Here is a 13,430-nt window from a genome sequence, read left to right as displayed (position 1 = left end):
TCCGGGCGGCGTTCCTGTTTGTGGCGCCGGCGTTGGCTCGTTGCGTGTGCGGTGCGGCAACGCTGCACGCGGCGCATCTGCGGGTTCACCGCGGCGCCAATACAATGTCCGCCATGACTGCCTACATTCCGCCGCGTCCGGTGCTCACGCCCTGCATCGGCGTGTGCACGCTCGATGGGGCCGGCCTGTGCGATGGCTGCCATCGCAGCATCGACGAGATCACCCGCTGGTCGCAGATGGGCGAGGCCGAGCGCCAGCACTACATGGACGTCGTGCTGCCGGAGCGCGAGGCGCTGCGCACGTGAGCGTGGCCGTGCCGACGCTGGGGGAAATCGCCCGGGTGCTGCACCCGTTGCGGCGCCCGCCCACCGGCGAAGGCTGGAACCTCGATGAGCTGCACGACCTGCTGCCGGATGCGCGCGTGCACGCCGAGGCCGGCGTGCTGGTGGGCCTGGTGGGGCGCGACGATGGCCTGCGCGTCGTCCTGACGCTACGCAACGAGAACCTGCGCCACCACCCGGGACAGGTGAGCTTTCCCGGCGGGCGCGTGGAGCCTGCCGATGCCGACGCACTGGCCGCGGCGCTGCGCGAGGCGGACGAGGAGATCGGCCTTTCCAATGCCCAGGTCGAGCCCCTCGGGTTCCTCGATCCGTTGCTGACGGTGAGCGGCTTCCGCGTGCTGCCTGCCGTGGCCCGCATCAGTCCCGACTTCATCGCGCGGCCCGACCCCGGCGAGGTGGCCGAGGTCTTCGAGGTGCCGCTTGCCTGGCTGCTGGCAGACACCAGCCTCGAGCGCATCGCCATCGAGTACCGGGGCCGCGAACGGCAGGTGCTGCAGTTCCGTTGCGATCCGCTGTCCACTCCGCACCGCATCTGGGGTGCGACCGCATCGATCCTCTTCAACCTGCGCGAGCGCCTGGCGGCGCTGCGGGAGGCCGCGGCATGAGTACACCCGCGTGGACCGCGCTCGTGGACTGCGACACATTGCATGCGGCCCTCTGTGGGCCCGACCTGGTCGTGGTCGACTGCCGCTTCGCGCTGTCCGACCCCGGCGCAGGGGAAAACGCATGGCGGCGCAGCCACGTGCCGGGCGCGGTCTACGCGCACCTCGACCGCGACCTCTCCGGGCCGCATACGCCCGGTGCGGGTCGGCATCCATGGCCGCAGGCAGCGGCCTTCGCGCATACCGTCGCCGGTTGGGGCATCGACGCCACCCGCCAGGTGGTGGCCTACGACGACGGCGACGGCGCGTTCGCCGCGCGGCTGTGGTGCCTGCTGCGTGCCGTCGGTTTCACGCGCGTGGCGGTGCTCGATGGCGGCTGGGCGCGGTGGCAGGCGCGCGGCCTTCCGGTCACCGACGCCGTGCCGTCTCCCGGCGTGGTCGAATTCCCGGCACTGTCATGGCTGTCGCTGCCGCTCGGCGCGGATGGCGTCAAGGCCGCGCTGGCCTCGGGCGGCCTGCTGCTGGATGCGCGCGCCGCGGAACGTTTCCACGGCCGCGTGGAGCCGATCGACCGCGTCGCCGGGCATGTACCGGGCGCGGTCAACCGGCCATATGCCGACAACCTGCGCGATGGCCGATTCAAGCCCGCAACCGAGTTGCGCAGCGAATTCCTGGGCCTGCTCCACGGGAGCGATCCCGCGGAGATCGTCGCCATGTGCGGCTCCGGGGTCACCGCCTGCCATCACCTGCTGGCGATGGCCCATGCCGGCCTGGAGGGCGCGCGCCTGTACGGCGGCTCGTGGAGTGGCTGGATCGAGAATCCGTCGCGGCCGGTGGCCACCGGCGCCTGAGTGTGTAGGGCGGGAAGCCTTCTGCGCGCGCGACAGAGCGGAACCCGTTCGAACGATTGCGACCGGCAGCCGCACGCATTGGAGCGGCCCATGGCCGCGAATGCTGGTGGCCTCAACAGCGCTGCCAGTCAGCGCTTGCCGAGACGTGCCACCAGCGCATGCAACGCGGCCTGCGGATCCGGATCGAACCAGGCATCGATCATCGCGTCGAGTTCCAGCGCCGCCGGCGACATCGCCTCGACGAGATCGGCGCGGGTCAATGCCCGCGTCGCCAGCATCGGCGTGCGCGGCAGCGCAGCCAGCGCCTGCAGCCGGGTGACCGCGCGGGTCACCACCTCGTCGACGCCGACCACCTCGTCGACCAGGCCGATCGCCAGCGCCTGTTCGGCGTCCAGCATCAGGCCCGGCACGACCAGGCGCTCGGCCTGGCGCTGGCCGACGGTGCGCTGCATCAACCGCAGTACGCCGGCGGGCATGCGCAGTCCGACCTGCGTTTCGTTGAGACCGATGCTGTACGGGCCCGCCGCCATGATCCGCGCGTCGCAGCACAGGGCAAGCACGCAGCCGCCCGCAGGCGCATGGCCACCGATCGCGGCGATCACCGGCACCGGGCACGCGGCCAGTGCGTACGCGGCATTGAAGAAGCTGTCCCACGCCGCGCGCAGCACGCGTCGGTCGTCCTGTACCGACAGCAGGTAGGGCACGTCGAGGCCGGCCGAGAACACCTTTGGGCCACCCGACAGCACCAGCCCGTCGGCGCCAGCGGCCACCGCCGTGTCGATCGCCAGCACCAGTTCGTCGCACAGCGCGGGGTCGAGCGCGTTGACCGGCGGGCGCGCCAGGCGCAGTTCGCGGATGCGGTCGTGGGCGATGGTCTCGATCAGGGGCATGACGGCTCCGCATGAGGGCAGGGCGGCCATCATACGGCGCGGCCCGGGCGGGTCGCCGGGGCCACGCGGCCCCGGCACAACGCTATTCCCGGCTCAGTGCCTGCGCGCCGCGCAGCAGCATGCGGATCATCTGCGCCAGTTCCTCCACCAGTTCCTCGTCCTGTGCCGGTGGCGAATCCAGCGCGGTGCCACCCATGGCGAACACCAGTCGGGTGATGGCACGGGCGACGAGGTCTGGGCGGTGGAAGCGCGCCCCCTGCGCGGACGCGATGCGCACCAGGTCGGCCTGCAGCTCCTCGGCGAAGAAGTGCAGCTGGCGATCGACGGCGCGCTTGTAGGCATCCGAGCCGACGGTGCCCTCGCGCAGCAGCGCGTGCAGCAGCTTGTCGTCGGCGCGCAGCCGTTCCATGAAGATTTCCAGCGAGCCGCGCACGATGCTGCGCCCGGACACCGCGCGTCTGCGGGCGTCGCCGATGATGCGGCGCAGCGATTCACCGGCCACGTCGATCAGCGCCACCGCCAGCTCGTCCATGTCGTGGAACTGACGGTAGAAGCTGTTGGGGGCGATCCCGGCCTCGCGGGCGATCTCGCGCAGGCTCAGGGTGGACACGCTGCGGTGGGGGCCGAGCAGGCGCAGCGCCGCGGCGATCAGGTCGTCGCGGGTAATGGTCGGCTTGCGGCCGGGGCCTTCGGGGGCGGCGGCCTCGACGCCTGCAGGCGCTGGAGTGCTGACGGACACGGGCTGCCATCGGGACGGGCGAGCGGGGAGCATAGCAGTGCCCGGCCGTATGGTCGGCGGGGCGCGGCTTCCGTCATCTATAGGACACGTCGGGATCACCTGACTGAACCCCTGTTGTGACCCTCCGCCCATTTAATGCACACGTGTATACACGCCTGTAAGGATGCGTGTACATTCGCTTCCCATGTCAGTCCTTCCCAGCCCGAAAGCACGTCGCCGCAGCCGCCTGACCCAGGTGGCCGGCGCCTTCATGCCACCGCCGGTGTTCGACTTCTGGGCCCAGCGCCTGCATCCGACCTGGACCTGGGAGCGTCCCCTGGCCCGTGTGCTCGGCCACGCCCGCGCCGCCGAAGGTGCGGTGACGCTGGTACTCAAGCCCAACCGTCACTGGGCCGGCGCGCTGCCGGGCCAGCATGTCAACCTCACCGCCGTCATCGACGGCATCCGCCTCACCCGCAGCTACAGCCTGGATGCGCCGGTGCAGCCGGACGGGCGGATCAGCGTGACGGTGAAGGGTGTCGACGGCGGGCGCATGAGCCGTCACCTGCTGGATCCCGCGCGCGTCGGTGACGTGCTCGATATCGGCCCCGGCTTCGGTGACCTGGTGTTGCCGGCCACGGCCACCGCGTCCTGGCTGTTCCTTGCCGCCGGCAGCGGCATCACCCCGTTGATGGCGCTGGTGCGCCAGCTGGCCGCGCAGGGCATGCCGGCGCCGGTGACGCTGCTGTACTGGGCGCGCACCCGTGCCGAATTCTGCTTCGCCGACGAACTGCGTGCGCTCGCCGCCCGCCATGCCGGTTTCGACGTGCGCTTCGTGCTCACCGGTGAAATGCCGTCCGCAGCCGACGAGGCCGGTGGACGCATCGACGCCACGCTGCTCGATGCCTTGGCCGCCGACCACGCCACGCGACAGACCTACGCCTGCGGCCCCGGCGGCTTCATCGCCACCGTCGAAACCCTGCTGGATGGCCGCGTGCCGCTGCTGCGCACCGAGGCATTCACTCCGTTGCCGCGTCCGCCTGCGGACGATGCCGGCACGGTGTCGGTGCGGCTGGCGCGCAGTGGCCGCGAACTGCAGCTGGCGCGTGGCGTCCCGCTGCTTGCCGCGCTGGAGGCCGAAGGGCTCAAGCCGCGTTCCGGCTGCCGCATGGGTATCTGCAACACCTGCGCCTGCGGCAAGCCCGCCGGCGCCGTGCGCGACCTGCGCACCGGCACGGTTGCCGAAGAGCCGACGCACGCGCTGAAGCTCTGCGTCAACAGCGCCGTGACCGACCTTGTCCTCGATCTCTGAAATGCGAAACGACATGTCCAAGACCAGAACAGTACGCCTCAGCGAACAGCAGCTCGACGCCTTCGGTGCCGAGCTCGACGCGCTCCACACGCGCACCATGGCCCAGGTGGGCAAGGTCGACGCCGACTACATCCGGAAAGTGGTGCGCTGGGTGCGCTACACCGGGTTCGGCGGGCGCGCGCTGCTGATGGTGGGTGCGATCGGCGGCGCGTTCGTGCCGTGGCTGCTGTGGCCCCCGTGCATCGTCGGCGTGCTGCTGCTGGCGCTGTCGAAGATCATGGAGAACATGGAAGTCGGCCACAACGTGATCCACGGCCAGTACGACTTCATGAACGACCCGCAGTTCGACAGCCGCACCTACGAGTGGGACATCGTCGCGACGTCGGACAACTGGCGGCATTCGCACAACTACCGCCACCACACCTATACCAACGTGCGCGGCATGGACGACGACATCGGCTACGGCCTGCTGCGCGTGTTCCCCGAACAGCGCTGGAAGCCGTACCACCTGTTCCAGCCGTTGATCGTTCCGGTGTTCGCGCTGCTGTTCCAATGGGGCGTGGCGATCCAGGAACTGAAGGTCGGCCGCCTGTTCGCCGGCAAGGGCGCGCGCGCAAAGATCAGGCGCGACTTCAAGCCGGTCGGCCGCAAGATGGGTCGCCAGCTGCTCAAGGACTACGTGCTGTTCCCGGCACTGGCGGGCCCGTTCTTCCTGCCGGTGATGCTGGGCAACCTGGTCGCCAACGGCATCCGCAACGTGTGGACCTTCGTGGTGATCTTCTGCGGCCACTTCACCGCCGACATGGAGACCTTCCCCAAGCAGGTCCTGCGCGACGAGTCGCGCGGCCACTGGTACCTGCGCCAGCTGCGCGGTTCCTCGAACATCGGCGGTGGCCGGGTGATGAACCTGCTGACCGGCAACCTCAGCCACCAGATCGAACACCACTTCTATCCGGACGTGCCGGCGCATCGCTACGGCGAGCTGTCGAAGGAAGTGCGCGAGATCTGCAAGCGCTACAACCAGCCTTATGACGTGGGCTCCCTGCCGCGCCAGTTCGGCGAGGTGCTGTGGCGGATCACCCGCCACGCCTTCCCGAGCCGGCCGAAGCGGGCTTCGTCGCCGCAGGGCATGCCGCAGCGCGCCTGATCCTGCACGACGCAAAACAACCAGCACGGCCGCCGCAAGGCGGCCGTTGCCGTTTTGACACCGCGCACGCGCTCTGGTCCCATCGCGGACCCCCTTCGCGTGGTGTCGTGATGTCGAACATTCCTGTTGAACTGCAGGCGCTTGCGCCCGAGATGGCGCAGTGGCGCCAGCGTATCCATGCCTGGCCCGAGCTCGGTTTCGAGGAGGAACGCACCTCGGCGCTGGTAGCCGAGGTGCTGGAATCGCTGGGGTTGGAGGTGCATCGCGGTTTCGGTGGCACCGGACTGGTGGCGGTGATCGACAGCGGCGTAGCGGGCCCGTCGATCGGCCTGCGCGCCGACATGGATGCCTTGCCGATGGACGAGCAGAACGACCTGCCATTCCGTTCGCAACGCCCCGGCCTCGCCCATACCTGCGGCCATGACGGCCACACAGCGGCGTTGCTCGGTACCGCGCGGCATCTGGTCGCGCAGCCGCCGAAGAGCGGCCGGGTGGTGCTGATGTTCCAGCCGGCCGAAGAGGGCGGGCGCGGTGCGATCCGGATGATCGACGACGGGCTGTTCGAGCGCTTCCACTGCGACGAGGTCTACGCCTTCCACAACATGCCGCTGCTGGGCTTCGGCAAGGGTAGCGTGCGCACCGGTGCCACGCTGCAGTCGCTGGCGGTGTTCGAGATCGCCATCGAGGGCGTCGGCGGCCATGCCGCGGCGCCGCACAGGGCGACCGATCCGTTGCAGGTCGCGGCGCGGCTGGCGGTGGAGATTTCCGGAATCGTTGGCCGCCATGTCGACCCGATGGAAGCGGCGCTGATCAGCGTCGGCAGCCTGCAGGCCGGCACTACCCACAACATCATCCCGGCCAGCGCCTCGCTCAGTGGCACCATCCGCGCGCTGTCGACCGATGTGCACGAGACGCTGCTCGCGCGCCTGCGCGCCCTGTGCGAGGGTTTCGCGGCGATCTCCGGCTGCACGATCGACCTGCAGCTGCCGCATTACTGCCCGCCCTGCGTCAATGCGCCGCAGCAGGCCGCGCTCGCCGCGGAGGCGATGGCCGAGGTGCTCGGCGCCGGCAACGTGCAGACGGACCTGCGCGCGTTCCCGTTCTCCGACGATTTCTCCTACATGCTCGAGCACGCACCCGGCGCCTACCTGTTCCTCGGCATGGACAGCGCGATGTGCCACCACCCGACGTTCCGCTTCGACGACAACCTGCTGCCGGTGGCGGCGGCAGTGTTCGATCGCATCGTGAGGAAGCGATTGGGCTGATGCGGCGGTGCACCGGGCGGTCACGCGTGGCTGGCCCGGTGCCGGCCTCGTACCGGCAGCCTTCGCGCGCAAGCACGCCCCACGGCGCGGTCTCATCGACTGAGACGCCGGCGCGGCACAATCCGGCGCATGTCACGACGTACCGGCAGCGCCGATCTCCCGCTCCATGGCGGCCGCGTGCCTGCATGGCTGGGCCAGCGCATGACCCGGCTGGGCGCGGTGCTGTGCCAGGCGATCGTGCTCGAGTACGGCCGCGATGAACTGCTGCGCCGGCTTGCGCATCCCTTCTGGTTCCAGAGCTTCGGTGCGGTGATGGGGATGGACTGGCATTCGTCCGGCATCACCACCAGCGTGATCGGCGCGCTCAAGCGCGGGCTGACGCCGCTGTCGGGCGAACTGGGCATCCATGTGTGTGGCGGTCGCGGCCGGCATTCGCGCAATACGCCGGCCGAGCTGATGGCGGTGGGCGAGCGCACCGGCGTCGATGGCGCAGCGCTTGCGCGCACCAGCCGGCTGGTGGCGAAGGTGGACAGCGCCGCGGTGCAGGATGGCTTCGACCTCTACCTGCACGGCTTCATCGTTGCCGACGACGGCAGGTGGGTGGTGGTGCAGCAGGGCATGCATGGCGAACGTGGCCAGGCGCGGCGCTACCACTGGCTGTCGGAAGGGCTGGAGAGCTTCGTCGACGCCCCGCATGCGGCGATCGATGGTCCGGGGCAGGGGCGGATCGTCAACCTGGCCGATCGCCGCGCGGCCGCCTCGCGCGAGGCGCAGGTCGCGCTGCTGGCGGGAATGGGACCGGATGCGATCGCGCGCGAGTTCGCGAAGCTCGATGCCGGCACGAAGCTTTCAGCGGGTACAGCCTCGCAGGTCAAGCACGCGGTCCCGCCGAAGCGCGCGCGTGCAGGCCGGGCTGCACACCACGCCATCGGTGACCTGTTCGGTGACGCGCCATCCGCCCCGGCACCTTCGGCGCGGATGCCCGAAGGCCTGCCGCACCTGGCCATGCCCGACCACCACGACGTGCGTGCCGGCGACATCGTGTTGCGCCGCCTGCACGGGAATCTCGCTGCCGCAGCCGACTCCGGTCCGCGTGACTTCACCGAACTGCTGCAGGTACCCGGTGTCGGCGCGCGCACGGTGCGCGCGCTGGCACTGGTGGCGGAGGTGGTGCATGGCACGCCCTGCCGCTTCACCGACCCGGCGCGCTTCTCGCTGGCACACGGTGGCAAGGACCGGCATCCGTTCCCGGTGCCGACGAAAGTCTTCGACCACACCATCGCGGTGATGAAGCAGGCGGTCGGCCAGGCGAAGCTCGGCAACGACGAGCGGCTGGCGGCGATCCGCCGGCTGGATGCGCAGGCCCGCACGCTGGAAGCCACCGCCACCGGTCCGACGCTGGATGCATTCCTCGCCGACGAGCGCGCGCAGTCGCATCGTTACGGCGGGCGCAGCGTGTTCGGCTGGGAACCGCCACCGGCCGAGGTGGTACCACCCGTGCGACGACGCGGCACCGGCTGATGGACGTCCCCATGGCGGACGTGCCGATCGACGGCCGCTGCTTCGCCTACGTGTTCCCGTGCCGCTGGGAAGACCATTGCAAGATCGGCTTCTCGCGCGATCCGCTGGGGCGCATCGCCGCGCTGCATCCGCGCTGGTACGAGTTCTTCGATCTCGAGCGCGGCGTGCTGGTGGAGGCCGAGTCGGTGCGCGACGCACGTGACCTCGAGCTGCTGCTGCGCGAGCCGTTGCGCGACCACAACGCACCGGCACCGCTGTCGGTGCGCATGGAGGCGGGCGGCGGCACCGAATGGTTCCGCGGCGTGGAGACCCTGCTCGACGTGGCGGTGCGTGGCCTCGCCACGCAGGGCTATCGCCTGCTGCCATTGCAGGCCTGGCTGGGCGCTGCTCTGGCGGCCCGGCGCGATGGCCTGCACGAGTGGACGCTGTTGCAGCTGTCGGTCGATGAACTCGAAGGCCTGTGCGGCGACACGCCGGCACAGCGCCGCCTGCGCGACCAGCTCGATGCCTTCGACGCACTGTGGATCGACATCGACGACGTGCTTCCACGAACGGTGCGCGACTGGTACCGGCGCTGACCTTGCGGCTGCTTCACGCCGCGGTTGCTACATCGGGCGCTCCACGCCATCGGAGCACCGTCATGCCGGAACAGAAGACCCGCAAGGCCGCCGCAAAGGCGAAGCGCGAAGGCAAGTCGGCCAACACCCAGGCCGGCGAATACGTGAAGGAGGAAATCGAGCACGTGCGCGAAGGCAGGCACGGCGCCAAGAACACAAAGCAGGCGATCGCGATCGGCATGTCGAAGGCACGCCGCGATGGCGTCAAGGCCAAGCCGTCGAAGACCGCATCGAAGGCGACAAAGAAGAAGGCCGCACAGGACACGAAGGCTTCGAAGAAGGCGACGAAGAAGACCTCGGCCAAGCGTTCCACCGCCGCGAAGAAGGCGCTCGGGACTGCAAGCAAAAAGACCACCGCGAAGAAGGTCGCCGGCAAGAAGGCACTGTCGACGCAGGCCAGGAAGGCGGCATCGAAGCGCAGCGCCGCGGACCGTTCGGCAGCGGCGAAGAAAGCCGCGGAAACCAAAGGCGCAACCGGTCGCAAGGCTGCGGCAGAAAAGGCGGCGCGTACGCGCAAGCAGGCGGGCTGAGTCGTGGCCAGCAAGTCACAGGCAGGGGCAGGGCAAGGACTGCGGGTGTTCAGTCCTGGTAGACGGCGCCCGGTTCGTTGAGCCGCGATGTCGCTGGCGGCAGCACCACGTGGCGGCGCAACCAGTCGGCGAAGCCGGCTTCGTCGAGGCTGCCCTCCGCCAACCCCAGGTAGAGAGGATAGAGGGCAACATCGTCCGCATCGATCGACGCACCGTTGAGGATCAGGAAGGTTTCGCAGGCCACGGCTGTCGTCCGCTTGTTGCCGTCGACGAAAGGATGGTTGCGCGCGATCCCATAGGCCAGGCTTGCGGCGAGTGAGGCAAGGTGGGGGGGTGGCTCCCCATAGGCCGCGAGCTGCAGCGGTCGTGCGATCGCTGATTCCAGAAGCGTCTCATCGCGGATGCCACTGCTGCCGCCGTGTTCGGCGAGCTGCCGGTCATGGACGGCCAGCAGCAGAACTTTGCTGATCCAGATCATGGCCACTCCTTACTGCGCCAACTTGTGCAGCAGGGTGCGGCGACGACGCATCACTTCCTCCGCCACTTCCATCTGCTGCGCCAGCTCCGGGTCGAACGCGCTCAGCCGGATGCCGTCCGGGGTTTCCAGCGCGTAGAGCGTGTCGCCCTTGGACAGGCGCAGCCGGGCCAGCAGTTCCTTGGGCAGGATGACGCCGGCCGAGTTGCCCACGGTGGTGATCTTGAGTTTCATGGCCATGCCTTGAAGTTATAACGGGAGTTATATTTCCAGTCCGCGCCGGCGAACGCAAGAGGTCGATTGAGTCTCGCAATATGGGTGTACATCTGTACACTCGAATTCCGATTCCAGCCTCCCGTCCGATGTCCTCCCCACTGTCTTCCCGCCGTGCCGCTGTCCTCGCCTTCCTGCGTGAGCGGGCCGCCGAGGGTCGGCCGCCGAGCCTGGCGGAGATCGCCGAAGAGTTCGGTTTCGCCTCGCGCAGCGCTGCGCAGAAGCATGTGCATGCCTTGGCCGAAGCGGGTCTGATCGAACGTGTCGCCGGGCATGCGCGTGGCATCCGGCTGGCAGTGGGCGAGCGCCCGGACCTGCTGGCTCTGCCGGTGCTGGGGCGGGTGGCGGCCGGCCAGCCGATCGGCGCGGACATCGGCCTGGACCAGCAGCTGTGGCTGGACCGCGGGCTGTTCGCGTTGCGGCCCGACTATCTGCTGCGGGTGCAGGGCGATTCGATGATCGACGACGGCATCCTCGACGGCGACCTGGTCGGCGTGCACCGCAGCGCCGATGCCCGCGATGGACAGACCGTGGTCGCGCGGCTGGACGGCGAACTCACGATCAAGCGGTTGGAGAAGCGTCGCGACCGCCTGCGCCTGTTGCCGCGCAATCCGGCGCATGCGCCGATCGCCATCCCCGCGGGAACGGATTTCGCCATCGAAGGGCTGTTCTGCGGCCTGGTCCGGCAGGGCTGAGCCATGGGCGACGTCCTGCCCCTGGATGCACTGCTGGCCGCCCGCACCATATGGCCCGCCGGCAAGGGCGCGGTGCGCGTGGTCGATGGCGAACCCACCGGCCACGCGGCGCTGGATGCGGTGCTGCCGCAGGGTGGCTGGCCGCGGCGTGCACTGAGCGAACTGCTGCTGCCGGCCGACGGCGTGGGCGAACTCGAACTGCTGCTGCCGGCACTGGCGCGCTTTACCGCCGCCGGCAGCCCGGTGGTGCTGGTGGCCCCGCCGTACCTGCCGTATGCACCGGCCTGGCAGGCGGCCGGCATCGACCTAGCCTGGCTGCACGTGGTGGATGCCGCGCCGCGCGATGCGCTGTGGGCGTTCGAGCAATGCCTGCGTTCGGGTGCCTGCGCCGCGGTGGTGGGCTGGCCGCGCACCGCCGATGAGCGTGCGTTGCGGCGGCTGCAGGTGGCGGCCGACAGTGGCGACTGCTTCGCTTTCGTGGTGCGCGACCGGCGCCATGCCGCCAACCCGTCCCCGGCCGCGCTGCGGCTGGAATGCGCGCAGGGCGCCTGGCACGTGCGCAAATGCCGCGGCGGGCAGTTGCCGTCCCAGCCCCTGCAACTGCGACCGGGTCCACTGGCGGCCCTTCCGCATTGAGCCGCGACCATGCTCTGGGCCTGCATCCTCCTGCCGCAGCTGGCGCTCGACGCCGTTCTCCGCCGCTGCCCTGATCCCGACGCCCCGCTGGCGCTGGTCACCGGGCCGGCGCAACTGCGCAGCCTGCATGCGGTGAATGCGGCCGCGGCCGCCGCCGGCTTGCGCCCGGGCCAGCGGCTGGTTGCCGCGCAGGCGCTGTCGCCCGGCTTCGCCATCGTCGAGCACGATCCCGCGCACGAGGCCACCGCGCAGCAGTTCCTTGCCGCCTGGGCCTACCGCCACAGTTCGCTGGTGAGTGCGGCCTGGCCGGGTGCGATCGTGCTGGAGGCGCGCGCCAGCTTCCGCCTGTTCGGGCCGTGGCCACGCTTCGAACCCCGCCTGCGCGAGGAACTCGATGCACTCGGCTTCCGCCATCGCATCGCGCTGGCGCCCACCCCGCGCGCGGCACGGGTGCTGGCGGGGCTGCGCGACGGGTTCGCCGTCACCCATGCCGATGCGATGGCGCGCGTCCTCGACACGGTACCGGTGCGACGCGCGGCGCTGCCCGACGACGCCGGCGAACGCCTGCAGCGGATGGGCGTGCGCACGCTCGGCACATTGCGTGGCCTGCCCAGCGACACCGTGCGCCGGCGCTTCGGTGCCGGTGTGCTCGACCACCTGCAACGCCTGTACGGCGAAGCCGACGATCCACTGCCCTGGTACGCACCGCCGGACCGCTTCGATGCCCGCATCGAGATGGGCTACGAGGTCGAGAGCCACATGGCGCTGCTGTTTCCGCTGCGGCGGATGATCGGCGACCTGTGTACCGCGCTGTCGATCCGCGATGGCGGCGTGCAGCGGTTCGAGCTGCGGCTGGAACACGAACAGGGGCACACCACCGTCGACGTCGGCCTGCTGGCGCCGGAACGCGATCCCGCGCTGCTGTTCGAGGTGGCGCGCAGCCGCCTGGAACGGGTGGAGGTGGCGCGTCCGGTGGTGGCGTTGCGCCTGCATGCGGCAGCACTGCCGCCGTTCGTGCCGGCCAGCCGCGACCTGTTCGAACAGCGCCTGCAACAGGGCATGCCGTGGCCGCAGCTGCGCGAGCGGCTGCGTGGACGGCTGGGCGATGGGGCCGTGTACCGGTTGGCGCCGGCCGACGATCCGCGCCCCGAACGCGCCTGGCGGCGCATCGACGGCGAGGCGGATGCGATGCCGGAGGCGCCGTCGCGCCCGCCACGCCCGGGTTGGCTGCTGCCGCAGCCGATGCCGCTGCGCGACAGCCGGATCGACATCCTGCACGGCCCGGAACGGCTGGAAAGCGGCTGGTGGGATGGCGACGATGTACGTCGCGATTACTACGTGGTGCAAACGTCACTCGGCCAACGAGCGTGGGCATTCACCCGGGCGGGTGAGCGCGACGGCTGGATGCTGCACGGGTGGTTCGGATGAGCATGTGCCCTCATCCGGCGCGTTGCGCCACCTTCTCCCGCGAGCGGGAGAAGGGATGCGACTGCGTCTGCAAGCTGGCGCATCGCAGTGTTTTTCCCTTCTCCCGTCTGCGGGAGAAGGTGCCCGAAG

General features: G+C 70.0%; 14 protein-coding genes and 1 pseudogene. 11 read left to right on the top strand and 4 right to left on the bottom strand.

The window, feature by feature from the left end; translation table 11 throughout:
- Positions 1 to 104 precede the first annotated feature (104 nt).
- Together E5843_RS09440 and E5843_RS09435 are read left to right on the top strand one after the other, a co-directional pair.
- Positions 105 to 946 (top strand): annotated as a pseudogene (locus tag E5843_RS09440) (NUDIX hydrolase).
- Entirely contained in the window at positions 943 to 1,794 is an 852-nt protein-coding gene (locus tag E5843_RS09435; protein WP_136412507.1) for a sulfurtransferase, read from the top strand. The pseudogene E5843_RS09440 and the gene E5843_RS09435 overlap by 4 nt, the downstream one beginning before the upstream one ends.
- 128 nt (positions 1,795 to 1,922) lie before the next feature.
- Here E5843_RS09435 and E5843_RS09430 read toward each other — a convergent pair whose 3' ends face one another.
- Both E5843_RS09430 and fabR read right to left on the bottom strand, forming a co-directional pair.
- A complete protein-coding gene (locus E5843_RS09430; RefSeq protein WP_208542749.1) occupies positions 1,923 to 2,684 on the bottom strand; it encodes an enoyl-CoA hydratase/isomerase family protein in 762 nt (253 codons plus the stop codon).
- Between the two features lie 82 nt (positions 2,685 to 2,766).
- The gene (gene fabR, locus E5843_RS09425; RefSeq protein WP_244240761.1) at positions 2,767 to 3,423 is read right to left on the bottom strand and encodes an HTH-type transcriptional repressor FabR; all 657 of its coding nucleotides are present in this window, start codon (positions 3,421 to 3,423) and stop codon (positions 2,767 to 2,769) included.
- Between the two features lie 184 nt (positions 3,424 to 3,607).
- On the opposite strand from fabR, the gene E5843_RS09420 reads away from it, so the two are divergent.
- The 6 genes from E5843_RS09420 to E5843_RS09395 all read left to right on the top strand — a co-directional run bounded on the left by E5843_RS09420 (position 3,608) and on the right by E5843_RS09395 (position 9,794).
- Positions 3,608 to 4,714, top strand: a complete 1,107-nt coding sequence (locus E5843_RS09420; protein ID WP_136412505.1) for a ferredoxin reductase — start codon at positions 3,608 to 3,610, stop codon at positions 4,712 to 4,714.
- A 13-nt stretch (positions 4,715 to 4,727) separates the two neighbouring features.
- Positions 4,728 to 5,861, top strand: a complete 1,134-nt coding sequence (locus E5843_RS09415) for a fatty acid desaturase family protein (RefSeq protein ID WP_141065950.1) — start codon at positions 4,728 to 4,730, stop codon at positions 5,859 to 5,861.
- Positions 5,862 to 5,971: 110 nt separating this feature from the next.
- Complete coding sequence (locus E5843_RS09410; protein ID WP_136413082.1) at positions 5,972 to 7,126, top strand: amidohydrolase; 1,155 nt, start codon at positions 5,972 to 5,974, stop codon at positions 7,124 to 7,126.
- A gap of 129 nt (positions 7,127 to 7,255) precedes the next feature.
- Positions 7,256 to 8,647, top strand: coding sequence for a DUF763 domain-containing protein (locus E5843_RS09405; RefSeq protein WP_141065949.1), 1,392 nt, complete (start codon positions 7,256 to 7,258; stop codon positions 8,645 to 8,647).
- Positions 8,647 to 9,225, top strand: a complete 579-nt coding sequence (locus E5843_RS09400) for a GIY-YIG nuclease family protein (protein ID WP_136412504.1) — start codon at positions 8,647 to 8,649, stop codon at positions 9,223 to 9,225. The genes E5843_RS09405 and E5843_RS09400 overlap by 1 nt, the downstream gene beginning before the upstream one ends.
- 62 nt (positions 9,226 to 9,287) lie before the next feature.
- Entirely contained in the window at positions 9,288 to 9,794 is a 507-nt protein-coding gene (locus E5843_RS09395; RefSeq protein ID WP_136412503.1) for a DNA-binding protein, read from the top strand.
- A gap of 49 nt (positions 9,795 to 9,843) precedes the next feature.
- Here E5843_RS09395 and E5843_RS09390 read toward each other — a convergent pair whose 3' ends face one another.
- Complete coding sequence (locus E5843_RS09390; protein ID WP_136412502.1) at positions 9,844 to 10,272, bottom strand: type II toxin-antitoxin system death-on-curing family toxin; 429 nt, start codon at positions 10,270 to 10,272, stop codon at positions 9,844 to 9,846.
- Positions 10,273 to 10,281: 9 nt separating this feature from the next.
- Positions 10,282 to 10,503: an AbrB/MazE/SpoVT family DNA-binding domain-containing protein gene (locus E5843_RS09385; protein ID WP_134673719.1), complete on the bottom strand. Its 222-nt coding sequence runs from the start codon at positions 10,501 to 10,503 to the stop codon at positions 10,282 to 10,284.
- Between the two features lie 128 nt (positions 10,504 to 10,631).
- Between E5843_RS09385 and lexA the strand changes: the two genes are divergently transcribed.
- Genes lexA through E5843_RS09370 form a run of 3 tightly spaced genes read left to right on the top strand, consistent with a single transcriptional unit; the run spans position 10,632 to position 13,301 of the window.
- On the top strand, positions 10,632 to 11,237 hold the full coding sequence (gene lexA / locus E5843_RS09380) for a transcriptional repressor LexA (RefSeq protein ID WP_136412501.1): 606 nt from the start codon (positions 10,632 to 10,634) through the stop codon (positions 11,235 to 11,237).
- Positions 11,238 to 11,240: 3 nt separating this feature from the next.
- Positions 11,241 to 11,873, top strand: a complete 633-nt coding sequence (gene imuA / locus E5843_RS09375) for a translesion DNA synthesis-associated protein ImuA (RefSeq protein ID WP_166815970.1) — start codon at positions 11,241 to 11,243, stop codon at positions 11,871 to 11,873.
- A 9-nt stretch (positions 11,874 to 11,882) separates the two neighbouring features.
- Entirely contained in the window at positions 11,883 to 13,301 is a 1,419-nt protein-coding gene (locus E5843_RS09370) for a Y-family DNA polymerase (protein WP_136412500.1), read from the top strand.
- The last annotated feature ends 129 nt before the right edge of the window (positions 13,302 to 13,430 follow it).

Origin of the sequence: Luteimonas yindakuii, from assembly GCF_004803715.2 — a bacterium.
GTDB classification, from domain to species: domain Bacteria; phylum Pseudomonadota; class Gammaproteobacteria; order Xanthomonadales; family Xanthomonadaceae; genus Luteimonas; species Luteimonas yindakuii.
Note: the sequence above shows the minus strand (reverse complement) of the source record. Positions and strands in the feature narration are given on the sequence as shown.